The following is an 18,805-nucleotide window of genomic DNA, read 5'->3' as shown; positions in this document are numbered from 1 at the left end:
ACTTTTACAGATATGTTGTATTCTCTTGCCCGCCCTTTGTTGTTTACTTTAGCACCAGAGCGTGCACATGAGCTAACACTATCGCTATTGAAATCAACGCATAAGCTAGGCTTAATGCGTCAAAATATAGCGGCTAAACCGGTGACATGTATGGGCATCGAGTTTCCCAATCCTGTAGGTTTGGCTGCTGGTCTAGATAAAAATGGTGTTTATATTGATGCACTGGCAGGTCTAGGGTTTGGTTTTATTGAAATTGGAACCATTACTCCACGTCCACAGCAGGGTAATCCTTTACCGCGTTTATTCCGTATCCCACAAGCTAAAGCCATTATTAACCGTATGGGTTTTAACAACGCTGGTGTGGATCAATTGATTGAAAATGTCAAAGCGGCAAAATTTAAAGGTGTTTTGGGGATTAATATCGGCAAAAATGCGGATACCCCAGTCGAAAAAGCAGTAGATGACTATCTCATTTGTTTAGAAAAAGTCTATAACTATGCGTCTTATATTACTGTTAACATTTCTTCTCCAAATACTAAAAACCTGCGTAGTTTGCAAAGTGGTGATGCTTTAACCGAGCTGCTAGAGACGCTGAAAAAACGTCAGTTAGAGTTGGCTGAAGAGCAGCAGCACTATGTACCCTTGGTGCTGAAAGTTGCGCCAGATTTAGAAGCGGAAGATATTCAATTTATTGCGAAACAACTGCTTCAGTTTAAAATTGATGGTCTGATTGTCACCAATACGACTTTATCTCGTGAAGGGGTGGAAAACTTACCTTTTGGTGATGAAGCGGGTGGTTTATCTGGTGCGCCTGTGTTTGAGAAAAGTACAGCGTGTTTAAAAGCCTTTGCTGAGGTTTTAAAAGGTCAGATTCCTTTGATTGGTGTGGGTGGAATTTTGTCGGGTGAGCAGGCGCTTGCAAAACAAAATGCAGGGGCAAACCTTGTACAAGTTTATAGTGGCCTCATCTATACAGGACCAACCTTAATTCAAGACTGCGTCTCTGCAATGAAAACAACATGAATGCCATTGATATCTTCATATTGATTGTATTGCTCATTGGAGGGCTCAACGGTTTGCGTCAAGGATTTGTTAAAGCCTTTGCGAACTTGATAGGATGGATTTTAGCGCTGATTGTTGGTGCTAAATTTGCAAGCGTCCTAGCACCTTCGATGGTCTCACTCAGTGACGATCCAGTGGTTCAAAAAATTGCAGCTTTTGCATTTATTGTATTGGTTATTGTGGTTTTGACGTGGATAGTCACGGCATTACTGAATAACATATTGAAGAGTTTAAAACTCGGGCCTTTGAATCGATTAGCCGGCGGTGCTTTTGGTTCATTAAAAGGGTTGTTAATTGTTCTGATTACGATGCAAGGTGTGGGTTCTTGGGTTGAAAGCTCTCCATATTGGAGACAATCCAAGTTTGTCCAAACACTTTTGCCTTACGCGCCTTGGGCGATGGAGCTTTCTAAAGAGGCTGCAAGCGAGGCGATGTCACATATCAAGTCTAAAGATACACATGTATCTTCAGATTCTTCACCGAAAATTTCCTCGAAAAATGCTGAGGGACAGGGTGAGTCAACAAATAATCCTTTTTATTAATCCTAGCTTGTCTGCGAGGTTGCTATGTGTGGAGTAGTTGGTATAGCTGGTAAATCAGCTGTTAACCAAATGTTGTTTGATGCATTAACGATGTTACAACATCGTGGGCAAGATGCAGCTGGGATAGTAACCTGCCACGAAGGTCGTTTATTTTTACGTAAAGACAATGGTATGGTTCGTGATGTGTTCCACACTCGCCATATGCGTGCATTACAAGGTAACTATGGTATTGGGCATGTGCGTTATCCTACTGCGGGTTCATCGAGCAGCGCTGAAGCGCAGCCTTTCTATGTGAACTCACCTTACGGGATCACGTTAGCGCATAATGGTAACTTAACCAATGCTGAAGAAATTCATGACGATCTGTTCAAAACAGACTTACGTCATATGAATACGGATTCAGACACAGAAGTACTGTTAAACGTATTTGCGCATGAGTTGCAAAAACGCGGCAAATTGATGCCTACAGCAGACGATATCTTCCATGTGGTTAGTAAAGTACATGAGCGCTGTAAAGGTGGTTATGCTGTAGTTGCAATGCTTACTGGGCATGGCTTAGTCGGTTTCCGTGATCCAAATGGTATTCGTCCACTGATTTACGGTTCGCGTGAAACTGATGCTGGTATGGAATATATCATTGCATCTGAGTCTGTCGCTATTACGGCACTCGGCTTTAAAGTTGAGCGTGATATTGCGCCGGGTGAAGCGATCTTTATCGACTCACAAGGGCAGATGTTTACCAAGCAGTGTGCTGAAGCGCCTGAATACCGCCCATGTATTTTTGAATATGTTTACTTTGCGCGTCCAGATGCGATTATTGATGGCATTTCAGTCTACAAAGCACGTTTAAAAATGGGCGAAAAGCTTGCTCAAAAAATCTTGACGGAGTGGAGTGAAGAGCACGATATCGATGTCGTGATCCCAATTCCAGATACCTCGCGTACCTCTGCACTTGAACTTGCAAATATGTTGGGCGTGAAGTTCCGTGAAGGCTTTATGAAGAACCGCTACATTGGCCGTACCTTCATTATGCCGGGTCAGCAATTACGTAAAAAATCAGTACGTCAAAAGTTGAACCCTGTTGAACTCGAGTTCCAAGGTAAAAATGTACTTTTGGTGGATGACTCGATTGTGCGTGGTACTACGTGTAATGAAATTATCCAGATGGCACGTGATGCGGGTGCGAAAAAAGTCTTCTTTGCTTCTGCTGCGCCGATGGTGAAATATCCAAACGTGTATGGCATTGATATGCCAGCAAAAGAAGAGTTGATTGCATCTGAGCGTACCGTTGAAGAAATTCGTGAAATTATTGGTGCAGATCGTCTAATTTTCCAAGATTTGGAAGACTTAAAGGCAGCTGTGCGCACCAGCAAAGTGCCAGATTTACAAGAGTTTGACTGCTCGGTATTTGATGGTAAATATGTTGCTGGTGGTATCGATGAAGCTTATTTAGATGAATTACAAGCGAAACGCCGTGAAACATCGAAAAAGAAAGACAGCTATATTGATGTCAATATTGATGCAGCTTCCGTTGATTTGACGGGTGTGAAAGAAGTCTAATTGATTCAGATTTGAGAAAAGCGGGAGTTTCCCGCTTTTTTCATTTATGATGGTTTGATTCAAACAATGTAAGAAAAGGGATTTACATTGAAGGGTGTAAGTTATTCAATCATAAAGAATAAAAACATGTTGTGGTCTGCCAGTATCTGTTTGCTAGCGGTACTTTTGTCGCTATTTATTTTAAATACTGTTACTGGACTGCTGGTTTTTTATTTTGATTCGAGTCAAAGCATTTTTTGGCATAGCTTGAGTATTTATATCATTGGTTTATTGCTCTTAGTGATGAGTTATTCCGTGGTATATGAGCTGTATGTGTTCCGTTCGGGTGGACATAGTCTGGCCAAGCAACTGCGTGCACGACGTTTAAGTTTGATTGAAAGTACACCAGAAGAAAGTATTGCGCTGAAAATTACAGAAAAATTAGCTGATACTTTTTTAATTGAAACACCTGCTGTCTATGTTTTGCCCGATGAGGTGGGGGTAAATGCCTTAACCGCTGGTTTTTATCCCAAAGATATTGCGATTATTTTAACGTGGGGCGCCCTGCAAAACCTCGATGAACTTGAGCTGACGGGGTTATTGAATCATGAGTTTAATCAAATTTTATCAGGTGAGACCGCTGAAAATACACGGTTAAAAATTTTATATAGTGCTCTCACGACCTTTAGTCAGTGGGGCAGTAAAATTGCTAAATTGGGATTTTCAACCCATCATAAAAAGTCGCAAAGTTTTGAAACCACTTTTGTCGCAACAGGTGGTGTGATCTGGTTGGTCGGAAGTTTGGGGGTGCTGGTTACCCGCTGCATTAAGTTTCTGACGTTGGGGGGGCGTACTTTAAAAAATGATATGAAAACACGTCGTCTGATGCAAAATGATGCCAATATTCAAACCCTCATGCGTATCTATGTGCATCACGCAGGTTCACAAATTCACAGTGAATACTCTGAATCGATTGCACACATGTGTTTTGCCAACTCATTAAGTGCGCAAAGTTGGATGAATATTCATCCAAGCATTGAAGAGCGTATTTATGAAATGAATCCGAATTTGGTTCAAGACATACAGTTGGAAAACCTAGAAAAACTGCGCAACCGTCCGCTATTTGGCTTGTTTCGTTCCTTGGAAGAGCAGTACGCGGATTTTCAAGCCCCTTGGACTTCACCGCAGCCTTTGCCCTTATTACGACTGTCTCCGATTAGTTTTGCCATTAAAGATGCGATTAAACCGCTTAACCCTGAAGTACGTGCGCATATTGAACGTCCAGAGCTCATTCAGCGTGCTTTACAAACCGCAACAGGTTCACGCGAGCTGATGGTCGCAATTCTCATGATTCGCCAATTCCGTGAGTTTATTCCTGCTGAGGCTGAAGTCAGCCGTGCCATTGTTGATTCATTGTTAAACCTAGATGGTCGTGTTCATATTTCAATTTTCCATGAGGCATGCCGAAATATTGGTGGCATGCCAGCGACAATTGCACGCCAGTTTTTATTAAAGTTGGCGAGGATTATTCAAGAAGATGGTGAAATTGGGCTGTTAGATGCGCTGTTACTCGAACGAGTCAAGTTTGAGCTGAATTTGTTGCCTGTACATACACCTGCGGCCCTAGATGAAGTTAAACCGCAGATTGTGCGTTTAATTGATGCTTTGTTACATGTGCAACAAATCAATAGTGAAACACAGTTGGAGGTACGAGTGAAAATCTTGCGTCGAGTTTTAACTGTGCAAGAGTTGGAGCAGTATGCGGAAATTTCAGATGAGCCGATTGATTTGGCCGAAATTTTAAATGATATGGCAGGGCTCCTGCTGCGAGATCGTTTGAGTGTTTTGGGGGTGGCTGAAATTTGTCTATGGAACGACCGCATTATTACCCAAGATGAGCAGGATGTTTTGGAATTGCTCTATTGGCGTCTCGGTTTTGACAGTGAAGAGATCGTTGAGCAAATGCAAAAGAAAAATCGCTTGATGATTGTTTAATTGAGTGGTGAATTTTACATTGAGCATGTTCTTGATATTTGCATACTGTCTATGCGAATAAAATGTGAAAAGAACAGCATCTCTAAGCATTTCTCGATAGAATATGCACTGAATGAAGTGTGAAGGTAAAAGATGATCGGGCATCAGCGTGAGGTTTTGGCGAGTTTAGGAATTGATTTGTGGGTTCCTGCTTTTTTGCCGTCTCAACAAAATGCAACCACATCGATCTGGCGAGATCAAAGCACAACTGAGATCATTTCTGAAATTGTGCGACCTCAATCTCAGCCCGAAGCCAAAAGCATTCCTGAACATCCATCTGTAAAGAATAAGCTTCCACATCCAGCGCCTCCTGTTGAAATTGCAACGCAGCCGATTGAACAAGAAGTTGTTACAGTAGTAAAAGAAGAGATTGTCCGAGAGGCCATCCATGTTGAGGCTTTTCAGTTGCAAGCTGTTGCTTTGGACCGCTGCGCCTTGGTCGTTGAAGCGACACAATTGAGCCTGGAGCAGCAACAGTTGTGGCAAAATATTGTGCAAGCCTTACCTGCACAAAAGTATGCGCTGAATTGGCCTTTTCCTTTGTTGAATTTCCAAGATGGGCGCGGTGTTCAGAGTTATATTCAAGGTTTCATTGATGGTTTAAGTCAGGGCAAAACAGTTATTGCATTGGGCTCTATACCAAATGCTAATGGTATAAAAGTCACACAATCAGCAAGCTTACAAGAAATGCTTGATCAGCCATTACTTAAAAAAGCCCTGTGGCACATGATGCGAGCAAAACAACAAAATATGGAATAGGTATGAAGCAGAAAGTCGTTGTTTTTAGTCAAATAGATGCAGAAGTATTACAGCGCCTAGAGCAGCGTTATCACGTGGTGGTCATCAACCCGAAAGCAGGTGATGTAAATACGCAAATCCGTGAGCAAGTTGCGGATGCGGATGCCATGATTGGTGCAGGGCGTTTACTGCATCAAAACAACCTAGAAACTGCGAAACAGCTCAAAATTATATCTAGTGTTAGTGTTGGCTATGACAATTATGATCTGAACTACTTAAACCAAGCAAAAATTTGGCTCAGTCACACCCCACATGTGTTGACTGAAACGATTGCCGATTTGGCCTTTACTTTGTTGATGAGTGCGGCGCGTCAAGTGCCTTATTTGGATCAATGGACCAAAACAGGTCAGTGGTCGCGTACTGTTGGTCAGGCACAATTTGGTCAGGAAATTTTTGGTCAAACATTGGGTATTATTGGCTTAGGAAATATTGGTGCGGCAATTGCGCGACGTGGTTTTCATGGTTTCAATATGAATATTTTGTATCACGGGCGCCGAGAAAAATTAGAATTGGCACAACCCTTAAATGCACGTTTTTGCGAATTAGATGAGCTGTTGGAGCAATCGGACTTCATTGTTGTGGCGGTTGATCTAAACGCGAATACGCAGCATTTGATTGATGCAGAAGCATTTAAGAAAATGCAATCTCATGCCGTCTTTGTAAATATTTCGCGTGGTGCCGTAGTAGATGAGCAGGCACTCATTCAGGCCTTGGAGCAAAAGCAAATTTTTGCAGCTGGGCTGGATGTTTATGAAAAAGAACCCTTGCAAGATTCGGCACTGTTCCAGCTTCACAATGTAGTGACGTTACCGCATGTCGGTTCAGCAACCTCCGTAACACGAAAAAAAATGGCAGAGTTGGCTTACCAAAACTTGGTGAAAGCATTGGAAGGTGGTCAACCTCAATATGTGGTGAATCCTGAATTTAGATAAAGAATTGATAACACTTCATTGCATTTTCATTCAATTATCAATGTTATAGTCATTCGATTCCTTTAAATAAAGTCGGGGTGAGGGTTGAAGCGTTTTCTGTGTGCGTGCAGTTTAAGTCTTATTTCGACTGTTGGTTTTGCAGAAGGTCAATTTCTTACGAATGCTCCACAGTTCAATGTGCCTGAGATTGGTTCAGGTATAGGTTTTATTGATCAATATAATGAGCACTATATTGGTGAAAAAGTTTATCGTGAAGTACAGCGTCAGCTACCTGTTACGCAAAATCCATGGCTAGAAGACCAACTGATGAATGCTTTTTCAAGCATTTTGAGTCAAACCCAGCTTGGTCAACCCATAGGTCTGGTGGTCATTAATGACCCGCAAATTAATGCCTTTGCAGTTCCGGGTGGTTTGTTTGCATTAAACGCTGGTTTGATTACCAATGCCAGTAATATGGATGAAGTTGCTGGTGTAATGGCGCACGAAATTGCGCACGTCACACAGCGCCACTACAGTCGTTCGCAAGAGGCGTTTAAGGGGCAGGGATTACTCGCGCTGGCAGGGATTTTGGTTGGTGCTTTGGTTGCATCTCAAGCCGATGGTGATGTTGGTTCAGCGGTCATGGTTGGTACGCAAGCCGCACTCATGGACAAGCAGCTGTCTTATAGTCGTAACCAAGAGCGTGAAGCTGACCGTATAGGGATGCAGTACATGTATAGTGCTGGTTATAACCCTCAAAGTATGGCTGATTTTTTTGAAGTGATGCACCGTGCAACCAGTCGAGTCAGTTTTTTACCCGACTTTTGGTTCACACACCCACTCACAACTGAGCGGATGAGTGAGGCGAGGCTTAGAGCCAATCAATTGCCTAAAGTGAAATCTACTTGGCGTGATGAAGACTTTGAGATCTTGAAGCTGTATACCATGGTGATCTCTAATCAGGCGACAGAACAGCAACTACAGATGTTGGTGAGTCGTAACAGCTATGCAGCACAACTGGCTTTGGCTAGTTTTTACCTCAAACAAGGTGACTATAAACTCGCTCAACAAGTGTTAGATCAGGCCAAGTCACATCAGAAATTACATAACCTGCAAACCTTGATTCAAACTGATATTTTACTTGGACAAAATCGGGTGAATGAAGCTCTTACCGTGATCCAATCACCTGCGAGCATCATGCCTGAAAATCGGGCTTTAAATTATAAATTGGCTGAAGTTTACATTCGTCAGAATCGACCTGAGCTTGCGCAGCCTGTACTTAATCGGTTTTTGAAAAATAATCCGCGTGATGTGAATGCGTGGAGATTGATGCAGCAAGCCGCGAGTTTGGATAAAAAATCGCCAATGCATACCATTAATGTTTTGCGTTATCGGGCTGAAGTGCAGTTCTGGTCGGGTTTTGAAGAAGAAGCGATTAAATCTTTATTGCATGCTCAGCGTTTAGCGAAAGATAATGAATCAATGTCAGCGACCATTAAAACGCGTTTAACCCAAATGCAAAAGGATCGACAATTTAGAGCTTAGAAAAGTGGTATTGCAAATAGAGAGGTAAAACAGAGATGAGTCAGGAGCTGTTTTAAAGCTGAGAATGAATAGATAAAATAAAAAAAGAATAATAATTTTTATATAGAGTAGAACTTTGAACTGCCTTTTTAAGGTCAGTTCAACGTAATCGATTTGAAAATTTTTAAATTAAGCCAGTTTTGCTTTAATTTTTGCTGAAACTTGAGAAGGATCGGCGCGCCCGGCTATGAGCGGACGCAGAGAATTCATCACCTTACCCATATCTTTCATGCTAGTAGCTTCTTGCGCTGCAATCGTTTGCGCAATCATGGAATCAAGTTCTTCCTCAGTCATAGCTTCTGGTAGAAATTGAGATAAAACCTCAAGTTCGGCTTGTTCCTTACTAGCTAAATCTTCTCGACCAGCGCCTTCAAAGGCTTTGATCGATTCTTTACGTTGTTTAATTTGTTTTTCAATGACCGCAAGAACTTGAGCGTCGTCAAGTTCTTTGCGCTCATCGACTTCGATTTGCTTAATTGCCGCCTGTAGACCACGAATTACCGTTAACTTATCCATTTCTTTAGCACGCATAGTGGCTTTCAAAACTTCAGTTATTTGGCTTTTTAAAGTAGTCATTATTTAGTCCAGGCAGTCAATCACAAATTAATCTTAGTAAAGGCGAGTAGTACGTACTGATTCACGCGCCAATTTCTTTTGGTAGCGTTTAACAGCAGCAGCTTTTTTGCGCTTACGTTCTTGAGTTGGTTTCTCGTAGAATTCGCGCTTACGAACGTCAGCTAAAACGCCCGCTTTTTCGCATGAACGTTTGAAACGACGGATAGCTACGTCTACTGGTTCGCCTTCTTTCAATTTAACTTGTGGCATGAAGAATCCTCATTAAGTTATGGATAAGATCTGGGCGACATTGCCCTGATCACAAGTGAAGGTCAGTATTTTACTCATTTACATCTCATACCACAAGTCTATAATGGTTCACGCAATAGATTTGATACAGGTTATAGGCAGTTTAATGATCGTTTTAGGCTTAGAAACATCTTGTGATGAAACAGGACTTGCCCTTTATGACAGCGAGTCGGGTTTGCGTGGGCAAGTGCTGTACAGCCAAATTAAACTGCATGCAGAGTATGGTGGTGTGGTACCAGAGTTGGCATCGCGGGACCATGTGCGTAAGCTGATTCCATTGATGAATCAACTGCTTGAAGAAAGTGGTGTAAAAAAATCTGAAATTGATGCCGTGGCATATACGCGTGGCCCAGGTTTGATGGGCGCGCTGATGACAGGTGCGCTGTTTGGTCGAACTTTGGCCTTTGCTTTAAATAAACCTGCAATTGGTGTGCATCATATGGAAGGGCATATGTTGGCACCACTTTTATCTGAAATGCCGCCAGAATTTCCTTTTGTAGCACTTTTGGTCTCAGGTGGACATTCTCAACTGATGGCTGCCTATGGTATTGGGCAGTATGAATTGTTGGGTGAATCAATTGATGATGCTGCAGGTGAGGCCTTTGATAAGGTTGCGAAAATGATGGGATTACCGTATCCAGGTGGCCCAAATATTTCAAAACTGGCTGAGCAAGGTGATCCGAATGCCTTTGCTTTCCCACGTCCAATGCTGCATCAAGGTTTGGAGTTTTCATTTAGTGGTTTAAAAACAGCCGTATCTGTGCAAATGAAAAAACTCGGTGACGAAAACCGTGATGCGGATATTGCAGCGAGTTTCCAAGAAGCCATCGTGGATACCTTAGTTAAAAAATCTGTGAAAGCGTTGAAGCAAACAGGTTTGAAACGTTTAGTGATTGCAGGTGGTGTCAGTGCAAATAAACGTTTACGTGAGCGTTTGGAAGCAGATTTAACCAAGATTCGTGCTCAGGTTTACTATGCCGAACCTGCACTTTGTACAGACAATGGTGCCATGATTGCTTTTGCTGGTTATCAGCGCTTAAAAGTAGGGCAGCATGACGGTTTGGCTGTAACGACAACACCACGCTGGCCAATGACTGAGTTGACCAATCCCAGTGAAGTCTAAGACTTTCATTTGATCAGTTTAAAGCCCGACTAAATGTTGGGCTTTTTTACATTTAGGTCTTTACCAAAGGGCTATTCAAAAAACGCTGCTTAGACTTTAAAAATATTTTTTGACTCATTTAAATGTAGCTTAGCATCAAGTTAAAAGTATTTACCCATAGGTTTATCCATAGAAATTGGGGATAAGTATGCCTAGCGTGGTTTTTGATTGATCTCAAGAGATTAAAACTTTGAGTATTTTGACTTCAATTGAAATTCTATTTTATATGGTTTTAAGGTATTGATTAATATTAAGAGTTTGTATTTTTCTTAAGTTTTTATTTCTATACGAGGATAAAACTCAAAGCCACGAAGGCCAATTACAACACGTAAGATGATTTAGCTTCCTGAGCGCAAAATTATTCATTAGTTTATATGAAAGGCAGATATAGATTTTCTTAAAAAATATCTTGGTCGTATAAACCTCAAAGCTATGACGGTCTGTTTTAGGAACTTTCATTACAACAATGGAAGTACATAATTAGAAGAAAATTTTAGAGGTGTTACCCATGGCGGCTACTATACTAATGGAATGCTAGACCCTGATGATTCGATAATTCTACTGATTGATCATCAAAGTGGACTTTTTAATACCGTACGCGATGTACCTGTACCCGACTTACGCAATTATGTGATTGCAATTGCAAAAGCGGCAACTTTATTAAATATACCTGTAATTACCACTGCATCTGTACCTGACGGCCCTAATGGTCCTTTAATTCCTGAAATTCACCACTTTGCTCCGCATGCAGTTTATGTACCACGGACTGGACAAATTAATACTTGGGACAATCCCTTATTTGTAGATGAAGTTAAAAAAACGGGTAGGAAGACACTGATTATTGCTGGAACGCTGACCAGTGTATGTATGACTTTCCCTGCTGTAAGCGCTCGTAAAGAAGGTTATAACGTCTATTGTGTTGTGGATGCATCAGGTAACTGGAGCAAGTTAGCCACAGATACATCAATTGCTCGTGTGACCCAAGCGGGCGCAATTCCAACCGATACTTTTGCAATCGTGGCCGAGTTAATGCGTACTTGGAACCGTCCAGAAGGCTCCCGTTTTGCTGAAATTCTTTCAGATCATGTCTGCCCAGAATATAAATGCTTAATGGAGAGTTATGCAAAAGCACAAGCTGTGGTTAAAGATGGGCCAGAAACAAACTTAGATAAATATCAATAATCAGATCAAAACGATTTGAACTGATATTTATCCCTAATTTTCAAAGAAATAACCCAAATTCTAATGCGAAATTTAGGTTATTTCTTTGATCAGAATGAACTATTAAATATAAAAATAATTGAAATAAAATAGATGCTTAAGCGCCGATCAGTATTTTTATCCTAAAGCTGTTTTAATTGTTGTGAACCGACCCAGTGTTTAGAAAATTGATACGCGGCACGTCCAGAGCGTTGTCCACGCGCTTGACACCAACGAAGCGCTTCGGCTCGTACCATATCGTCCATGGAGATTTGAGCTTTTGCTAAGTAGTGCTGCACAATGTCCAAATATAAGTTTTGATCCATTGGATAAAAAGATAGCCATAATCCAAAACGATCGGAGAGTGAAATTTTTTCTTCAATCGCTTCTTGTGGATGCAGTTCAGTGTACTGCGGTACATCGACCCGAGTTACTGGCGTGTTTTCATGCATAAACTCAGGCAGCAAATGACGACGGTTACTGGTGGCATAGATAATAAAATTACTTGAACCTGACTGCAAAGACCCATCTAGCACACTTTTTAAACTGCGATAGTTTTCATCTTCGGCGTTAAAAGCCAAGTCATCACAATACACAATAAACTTTTCAGGGCGCTCTGCAATTAGCTTTTGAATTTCAGGCAGTTCGGATAAATCATCACGTTCAATTTCAATCAGCCTTAAGCCTTGATCTGCATATTCCGTTAATAAAGCACGTACAATAGAGGATTTACCTGTACCGCGTGAGCCTGTAAGCAGGACGTCATTGGCAGGTAAACCATTGAGGAACTGTTCTGTATTTTGCAGTACTTTTTCTTTTTGGCGCTCAATGCCTTTTAAATCATTTAATTCGATTCGTTTGAGCTGATGAATGGGTTTTAACTCGCCATTTTCCCATTTAAAGGCAATCGCTGAAAAATCAGGTGCTTGTTTAATTTTTGGTAGGCTTTGCTGTAGTTGTTGGAGTACAGTCGATAGTGCTTCTAAGATATTGTTCGGTAGGTCAATGGTCGCCATGATTAATCAGCTTATAATTACACTTGTTGTCGATCTTAACATCCGATTTAGTCGCATCAAACCCTTAACGTGGTGTAGATTTTCCAATTTTAGGGTTGAAATGGCAATTGTAATGCTCACATAATTTGCACATAGTCAGTTAGACTGACGGTTGAACGTGTCAGTGAAATTTTAGGAAAACAAAAAAAGTGGGTGAGGATGAATATGTTGTTTAAAGATTTCACACGGGAAATCAACCCGCACCAAGCCTATCGAATCAAAAAACTGAAAAACCAATTGGCTCAGGCAGAGAACTATACTGAGTGGAAAAGCATTGCGCTTAGAATTGATGAAGAGTCAGGGGCGCAAGAGTGGAAGTATGACAACTGTTCACCTTATTTCGATGCAGAAGTGATTACCCATCGTTTGGGGTTGTTGAAACGTTATCGCCAACAAAAGCGTACGACCGATTTGATGTACTTGCTACGGGAAGGTCTGAGTTATGACATTGCCAATATCGCTCACCCCATGTTGTTTACCGCAACTTACGTCGGCACCAAAAAAATTATTGAAGACTATATTGAAGAAGTTAGTCGAGGTTTAGCATTTGTAGCATCTACGGATTGCCAGTGTTTAGAAAAACAGCAAAAAATTGAATTTTTTCAGCACTGCCAAAAAGCCTTTGGGCAACCAGCCATGATGTTTTCAGGCGGTGCAACATTAGGACTGTTTCATACAGGTGTGTGCAAGGCTTTGCTTGAGCAAGACCTGATGCCGAAAGTGCTGTCTGGTTCAAGTGCTGGCGCCATTATGACAGCGATGCTGGGGCGAGCAACGCCTGCAGAAATGCTGAGCATCTTAAATGGTGAAAACTTTTTTACCGATGCTTTTCAATTTCGAGGCTTTCGTGAGGTCTTAAAGGGCAATGGCGGCTTAGCGGATGTAAAACATCTAAAAAACTTTTTAATTGCAAATTTGGGTGATGTCACCTTTGAAGAGGCATTTAAGCAGTCAGGCTTATATAACAATGTCGCAGTTGCACCTTATGATGCCTCACAAAATCCGCGCATTATGAATACCTTTACTTCACCTGACTTATTGGTATGGAGTGCTGTACTCGCGTCTTGTGCAGTCCCGATTCTATTTCCACCAGTCAAGCTCACCAGTAAACGACATGATGGGTTGTATACACCTTATATGTCATCTACGCGCTGGGTTGATGGCAGTGTGCGTAGTGATTTCCCGCAGGAAAAAATGGCGCGGTTATACAACTTAAACTACACCATTGCCAGTCAAGTGAATCCGCATGTGGTGCCGTTTATGCAGTCGGATGAAGCACGGTTTCGTAAAGATATGTTGAGCTGGCCTGAACGGATTGTACGCCGACAAGGCAAAGTGATTAGTAAAGGGGTGATGGACTTTGCCCGTGAGCGTGTGGGGATGATTCCACCGATCCGCCGTTTACTGGACCATGGCTATGGCGTGGTCGATCAGCGTTATTATGGCGATGTGAATATTGTAGGGAAATATGGCCTGCGCCATTATAGTTATATGCTGCAAAATCCAAGACCACACTTGTTTAAACTCTTACAACGTGAAGGCGAACGTGCAACTTGGCCAAAAATCTCAATGATTGAAACACATGCTCGTGTCGGGAAAACCATTCAACATTGTTTAGAGGTCTTAACTGCATTGGATACGGCAGAGATGAATGAATCCGAATTCTTGGCAGTTTAATCGTCAAGAATTAAATGCTCTCGCGATGTCGCTTCATATTCCGACTCAGCGTTTGGGTTGGGGGCGAAGGCTTTATCGCTTTGAAGTTGCAGGGCAGGGGTATTGGTTAAAGTATCAGTCGCTATCAGAGCATGTGGCGTTAATTAACGGCTTTGACACTGAACTTAGTTTTTATCAACATGCACTTGCGATGCTGCAACTGCCAAAGTTCTTGCCTGAAGTACAAATCCTTGAAAATTTTGAGTTTCACTCAGAGCAAGTGAAAGTCGCACTCATCTTAAAAAATGTTCCATCATTACTTATGGCGAACCCCCGTCAGTTAAGTCGAGATCATATCATTCATATCATTTTTAAAATGCTGAATGCTGTTGAAGAATTACATCAGATGGGGTGGATTCATGCTGATTTAAAAGCTTCGCATTTTTTGTTAGACGGTTCTACATGTAAATTAATTGATTTTGAGCAGAGCCAAAGAATTGGTGAAACTGCGCGTCAAAAGGCTTTAACAGCGACACCACGCTATATGGCACCCGAATTATTTCATGGTGAAGCAAAGACCGTACAAACAGACCTATATGCACTCGGGATCATTCTACTTGAGTGGTTGACTGATCAACGTTTGCAGGCAGCAAGCTACCAAGACTGGGCGTATTTACACTGTCAGTCTTTGAATATAGCACTTCCAGAACCTTTTCAGGGTTTTAGTCCACTTTTACAGGGACTTTTAGCTAAGCAACAAAGCCAAAGATGGCAAAATATTATGGCTGCAAAACGATGCTTAATGACTGAAATTGAATGAGAAAAAGCCAAGTATATGATTTTTGTTTCTTATTTAATCAAATGAGTGTGTTTTTCTTAAAAATTGCTTGTCATGCGAAAATGATCCCTATAGTATACACAGCCATTGGGGACGTGGCGAAATTGGTAGACGCACTGGATTTAGGTTCCAGCGCCGCAAGGTGTGAGAGTTCGAGTCTCTCCGTCCCCACCATAAATCATTTGAATTAAGATGGTTTATAAGGCAATAGAGGATTGGTGTAATGGTAGCATGACGGTCTCCAAAACCGTTCGTCAAGGTTCGAATCCTTGATCCTCTGCCAACTTAAAGTCTAATGCAAAGTTAGCACCCTGATGGGGACGTGGCGAAATTGGTAGACGCACTGGATTTAGGTTCCAGCGCCGCAAGGTGTGAGAGTTCGAGTCTCTCCGTCCCCACCATCAGTAATGAAGCAAGGTATTAAGCCTTGCTTTTTTATTGCCTAAAATTTAGTAAAGAGCTGAATAGTCTTTTTATACAGATAGAGCATAAAAATAGATTCAACTGCCGATTTTATGACAGAAAAGCGGGTGATTGCTTATAAAAGCGCTTGTCATATAGTGTCTATCGCTATAATATACACAGCCATTGGGGACGTGGCGAAATTGGTAGACGCACTGGATTTAGGTTCCAGCGCCGCAAGGTGTGAGAGTTCGAGTCTCTCCGTCCCCACCATAAATCATTTGAATTAAGATGGTTTATAAGGCAATAGAGGATTGGTGTAATGGTAGCATGACGGTCTCCAAAACCGTTCGTCAAGGTTCGAATCCTTGATCCTCTGCCAACTTAAAGTCTAACGCAAAGTTAGCACCCTGATGGGGACGTGGCGAAATTGGTAGACGCACTGGATTTAGGTTCCAGCGCCGCAAGGTGTGAGAGTTCGAGTCTCTCCGTCCCCACCATCAGTAATGAAGCAAGGTATTAAGCCTTGCTTTTTTATTGCCTAAAATTTAATAGATGATTCATATATAAAAAAAGCCCCTTTAAGGGGCTAAATTTTGATTCATCACGCGAAGTAAGTATGGAGCAATTTAAGCTTTCAAATGGTCTTCGAATTCTTCACCGAGCTGCATGGCCAAGTTATTACCCGCTAGGTCGCAAGTTACCAGTCCATATTCTTTTTTAAAGCTAAAAGTAAAGCCACGGTTGTCTGCTAAGGTTTTAACTGAATAACCTAATTTCTCTAGCCAAATACGAAAGGCAATGAGGTTTTTTGCTTTCACTACTTTTTTCACGAGGATATTCCTTTTTCACTGATAAATTATTAATAGGGATATTTCACGCTTTTTTAAAGGGGATTTTTTTATATATTTTTGTTTTTGTCTCTTTTTAAAGCAATCTAAACTAAGGCGAAAACGTATAGAAAGCATAAACGAGAGTCTTTCATTGTTTAACATAATTTTATCATGATGAAAAATAATAATATTTTGAGATGAGTCTCAATACAATGGAATTATGTGCGTTCGTGATAGAGAAATATTTTGTCGTAAATAGAAATGTAATGATTTTTTTCAAAGTCTGGGTATTTTGAGACAGTATTATCATCCAGTCTTGGTCGAGATCATTTGATTCAGGCATCGTGTGGCTTGAAACTGCGTAGGTTGAAATTTTGAGAGCTCAAAGGTTAAGGGTGGGAGCCCAAACTGATCGTTATAACTTAATAGAAGCATACATACATAATAGGAGACTGCGTTAGTCAGCAGTCTCTAGAAGGGGGGAAGCCAATTAAAATTGATCCTTCAGATCACGTAGTCTTTTAAACTCTTCCACATTTTCTGTACGTAAAAAAGGATTGGTTTCAAGTTCGATTTCAATACTGCTAGGAAGGGTACATTGACCCAAATAGCGCATGGTTTCGACACGGTCTAAACGCTCTTGAATAGCGATATTGTCTGGTTCGACATGGTTGGCAAACTTCGCGTTAGAGAGCGTGTATTCGTGCGTACAATAGACTTTGGTTTCGGCAGGCAAAGCTGCTAAACGATTGAGCGAATGGTACATCTGCTCATGTGTACCCTCAAACACTCGCCCACAGCCCATAGCAAACAGGGTGTCACCGCAAAATAAAGTCTGGATGGATTCAATAAAGTACACAATATGGCCCAGTGTATGGCCAGGAACTGCTAAAACGTCGACATGTAAATCATGAAATGAAAAATAGTCATCATCCATCAATGCATGGGTGATGAATGGAATTTTAGATAATTCCTCACGTGGCCCATACACAGGAATATTCCGACTCGCAAGCAGGTCAGCGACACCACCAATATGGTCTTTATGCCAATGAGTCAGCCAAATTTGAGCAATGCTTAAGCCATGTTTATTGCAATAATCTTCAACTAATCCAGCCTCAGTTGGATCAACCACCACGACTTGCTTTGATGAGCTGTGTTCCAGCAGCCAAATATAGTTTTGGAGTTGGTTTTTCACATCAATCATATGAACTTGATAAGTCATTTTTCTTCTTCAAAGAGCTGCATATATTCACTCTACTGTAGCGGGTACACGCACTGAATTCCAGTTATGAATTATGTGTAGCGCATAAAGGATAGATATTTATTGTTCTGGATTTTTCTCTTTCTTGTCATATTGTACTGTTATCTTGGACATAAAAAACCACGCTAAAAAGCGTGGTTTTTTATGTGTTCAATCTAAATTAGATTAGATTTTACCTACTAGGTCGATTGAAGGAGCAAGAGTTGCTTCGCCTTCTTTCCATTTAGCTGGGCAAACTTCACCTGGGTGAGCGTGAACGTATTGAGCTGCTTTAACTTTACGAAGTAATTCTTGAGCATCACGACCAATACCACCAGCGTTGATTTCAACGATCTGGATTTTACCTTCTGGATCGATTACGAAAGTACCACGGTCAGCAAGACCAGCAGCTTCGATTAGAACGTCGAAGTTTTTAGAAAGAGTCCAAGTTGGGTCGCCGATTAATGGGTATTGGATTTTACCAATAACTTCAGAAGTGTCGTGCCAAGCTTTGTGAGTGAAGTGAGTGTCAGTAGAAACACCGTAGATTTCCACGCCTAATTTTTGGAATTCAGCGTAGTTGTCAGCAAGGTCACCAAGTTCAGTTGGGCAAACGAAAGTGAAGTCAGCTGGGTAGAAGAATACTACAGACCATTTGCCTTTAAGATCTGCTTCAGTTACGTCAACAAATTGACCGTTGTGATATGCAGTAGCTGCGAATGGTTTTACTTCAGTATTAATCAAGCTCATCATTGTCTCCATGATTGGGGTTTGTATTTAATGTTGAATAGGGTATCGAAATTTTTGTTATTGCTGAAACAGTATTTTTACATTACAAGAATCGGAAAAACCGAATCTTACTCCAGACTATTTCAGCGAATGTGATCATTCTGTTCATTTAGCATGATAAATATGATGACTAAATGACAAAATCATCTATTCCGCAACTCGTTTACAGACATGATGTCCCTAGGCTTAAAATTCAAGGGGATATTTGAAAAAAAGTTAAAATTAAAAAATTATGCTGTACTTTCGCTTCGTTGTATTACCACGTAAACTAAGCGATTGATGTTTTTGATGTAGGT

At 41.3% G+C, this 18,805-nt stretch carries 17 protein-coding genes and 6 tRNA genes; 17 read left to right on the top strand and 6 right to left on the bottom strand.

The window, feature by feature from the left end; translation table 11 throughout:
- The first annotated feature begins 12 nt into the window (after positions 1 to 12).
- The 7 genes from HUK62_RS11770 to HUK62_RS11740 all read left to right on the top strand — a co-directional run bounded on the left by HUK62_RS11770 (position 13) and on the right by HUK62_RS11740 (position 8,431).
- The gene (locus HUK62_RS11770; RefSeq protein ID WP_176537948.1) at positions 13 to 1,023 is read left to right on the top strand and encodes a quinone-dependent dihydroorotate dehydrogenase; all 1,011 of its coding nucleotides are present in this window, start codon (positions 13 to 15) and stop codon (positions 1,021 to 1,023) included.
- Entirely contained in the window at positions 1,020 to 1,604 is a 585-nt protein-coding gene (locus tag HUK62_RS11765; protein ID WP_176537947.1) for a CvpA family protein, read from the top strand. Before HUK62_RS11770 ends, HUK62_RS11765 begins: the two co-directional genes overlap by 4 nt.
- Positions 1,605 to 1,628: 24 nt before the next feature.
- Positions 1,629 to 3,164: an amidophosphoribosyltransferase gene (gene purF, locus HUK62_RS11760; RefSeq protein ID WP_176537946.1), complete on the top strand. Its 1,536-nt coding sequence runs from the start codon at positions 1,629 to 1,631 to the stop codon at positions 3,162 to 3,164.
- Positions 3,165 to 3,251: 87 nt separating this feature from the next.
- Positions 3,252 to 5,138 carry a M48 family metalloprotease gene (locus tag HUK62_RS11755; protein ID WP_218015297.1) on the top strand — a complete coding sequence of 629 codons (1,887 nt, stop codon included), beginning with the start codon at positions 3,252 to 3,254 and terminating at the stop codon, positions 5,136 to 5,138.
- A 132-nt stretch (positions 5,139 to 5,270) separates the two neighbouring features.
- A complete protein-coding gene (locus HUK62_RS11750; protein WP_176537944.1) occupies positions 5,271 to 5,936 on the top strand; it encodes a hypothetical protein in 666 nt (221 codons plus the stop codon).
- A gap of 2 nt (positions 5,937 to 5,938) precedes the next feature.
- Positions 5,939 to 6,907 (top strand): D-glycerate dehydrogenase, encoded by a 969-nt coding sequence (locus HUK62_RS11745; RefSeq protein WP_176537943.1) that lies wholly within the window; start codon positions 5,939 to 5,941, stop codon positions 6,905 to 6,907.
- Between the two features lie 84 nt (positions 6,908 to 6,991).
- Positions 6,992 to 8,431, top strand: coding sequence for a M48 family metalloprotease (locus HUK62_RS11740; protein ID WP_176537942.1), 1,440 nt, complete (start codon positions 6,992 to 6,994; stop codon positions 8,429 to 8,431).
- Positions 8,432 to 8,599: 168 nt separating this feature from the next.
- On the opposite strand, the gene HUK62_RS11735 is transcribed toward HUK62_RS11740, so the two are convergent.
- Positions 8,600 to 9,046: a GatB/YqeY domain-containing protein gene (locus tag HUK62_RS11735; RefSeq protein ID WP_004982206.1), complete on the bottom strand. Its 447-nt coding sequence runs from the start codon at positions 9,044 to 9,046 to the stop codon at positions 8,600 to 8,602.
- A 33-nt stretch (positions 9,047 to 9,079) separates the two neighbouring features.
- Complete coding sequence (rpsU, locus tag HUK62_RS11730; RefSeq protein ID WP_001136722.1) at positions 9,080 to 9,295, bottom strand: 30S ribosomal protein S21; 216 nt, start codon at positions 9,293 to 9,295, stop codon at positions 9,080 to 9,082.
- A gap of 145 nt (positions 9,296 to 9,440) precedes the next feature.
- Between rpsU and tsaD the strand changes: the two genes are divergently transcribed.
- Together tsaD and HUK62_RS11720 are read left to right on the top strand one after the other, a co-directional pair.
- Positions 9,441 to 10,457, top strand: coding sequence for a tRNA (adenosine(37)-N6)-threonylcarbamoyltransferase complex transferase subunit TsaD (tsaD, locus tag HUK62_RS11725; protein ID WP_176537941.1), 1,017 nt, complete (start codon positions 9,441 to 9,443; stop codon positions 10,455 to 10,457).
- Between the two features lie 570 nt (positions 10,458 to 11,027).
- Positions 11,028 to 11,678 (top strand): isochorismatase family protein, encoded by a 651-nt coding sequence (locus tag HUK62_RS11720; protein WP_176537940.1) that lies wholly within the window; start codon positions 11,028 to 11,030, stop codon positions 11,676 to 11,678.
- A 161-nt stretch (positions 11,679 to 11,839) separates the two neighbouring features.
- Here HUK62_RS11720 and HUK62_RS11715 read toward each other — a convergent pair whose 3' ends face one another.
- Complete coding sequence (locus HUK62_RS11715; RefSeq protein WP_176537939.1) at positions 11,840 to 12,712, bottom strand: ATP-binding protein; 873 nt, start codon at positions 12,710 to 12,712, stop codon at positions 11,840 to 11,842.
- Positions 12,713 to 12,916: 204 nt separating this feature from the next.
- Here HUK62_RS11715 and HUK62_RS11710 point away from each other — a divergent pair, with 204 nt between their 5' ends.
- The 8 genes from HUK62_RS11710 to HUK62_RS11675 all read left to right on the top strand — a co-directional run bounded on the left by HUK62_RS11710 (position 12,917) and on the right by HUK62_RS11675 (position 16,147).
- Positions 12,917 to 14,428 (top strand): DUF3336 domain-containing protein, encoded by a 1,512-nt coding sequence (locus HUK62_RS11710; protein ID WP_176538486.1) that lies wholly within the window; start codon positions 12,917 to 12,919, stop codon positions 14,426 to 14,428.
- Positions 14,403 to 15,227, top strand: a complete 825-nt coding sequence (locus HUK62_RS11705) for a protein kinase (RefSeq protein ID WP_176537938.1) — start codon at positions 14,403 to 14,405, stop codon at positions 15,225 to 15,227. The genes HUK62_RS11710 and HUK62_RS11705 overlap by 26 nt, the downstream gene beginning before the upstream one ends.
- Positions 15,228 to 15,334: 107 nt before the next feature.
- Positions 15,335 to 15,419: transfer RNA gene (locus HUK62_RS11700), tRNA-Leu, on the top strand.
- A 35-nt stretch (positions 15,420 to 15,454) separates the two neighbouring features.
- Positions 15,455 to 15,528 (top strand) — tRNA-Trp (locus HUK62_RS11695).
- Between the two features lie 33 nt (positions 15,529 to 15,561).
- Positions 15,562 to 15,646, top strand: a tRNA-Leu gene (locus tag HUK62_RS11690).
- Positions 15,647 to 15,835: 189 nt separating this feature from the next.
- Positions 15,836 to 15,920: transfer RNA gene (locus HUK62_RS11685), tRNA-Leu, on the top strand.
- A 35-nt stretch (positions 15,921 to 15,955) separates the two neighbouring features.
- Positions 15,956 to 16,029: transfer RNA gene (locus tag HUK62_RS11680), tRNA-Trp, on the top strand.
- Between the two features lie 33 nt (positions 16,030 to 16,062).
- A tRNA-Leu gene (locus HUK62_RS11675) sits at positions 16,063 to 16,147 on the top strand.
- Between the two features lie 129 nt (positions 16,148 to 16,276).
- Here the strand turns inward: HUK62_RS11675 and HUK62_RS11670 are convergent.
- From HUK62_RS11670 to ahpC, 3 genes are all read right to left on the bottom strand, one after another.
- On the bottom strand, positions 16,277 to 16,480 hold the full coding sequence (locus tag HUK62_RS11670) for a hypothetical protein (protein ID WP_004696295.1): 204 nt from the start codon (positions 16,478 to 16,480) through the stop codon (positions 16,277 to 16,279).
- Between the two features lie 490 nt (positions 16,481 to 16,970).
- Entirely contained in the window at positions 16,971 to 17,702 is a 732-nt protein-coding gene (gene gloB / locus HUK62_RS11665; protein ID WP_176537937.1) for a hydroxyacylglutathione hydrolase, read from the bottom strand.
- 204 nt (positions 17,703 to 17,906) lie between these two features.
- Complete coding sequence (ahpC, locus tag HUK62_RS11660; RefSeq protein ID WP_004982189.1) at positions 17,907 to 18,470, bottom strand: alkyl hydroperoxide reductase subunit C; 564 nt, start codon at positions 18,468 to 18,470, stop codon at positions 17,907 to 17,909.
- Positions 18,471 to 18,805 lie beyond the last annotated feature (335 nt).

It is taken from the genome of Acinetobacter sp. NEB 394 (assembly GCF_013374795.1).
Classification (GTDB): Bacteria; Pseudomonadota; Gammaproteobacteria; order Pseudomonadales; family Moraxellaceae; genus Acinetobacter; species Acinetobacter johnsonii.
This window is presented reverse-complemented; position numbering and strand designations above follow the sequence as displayed.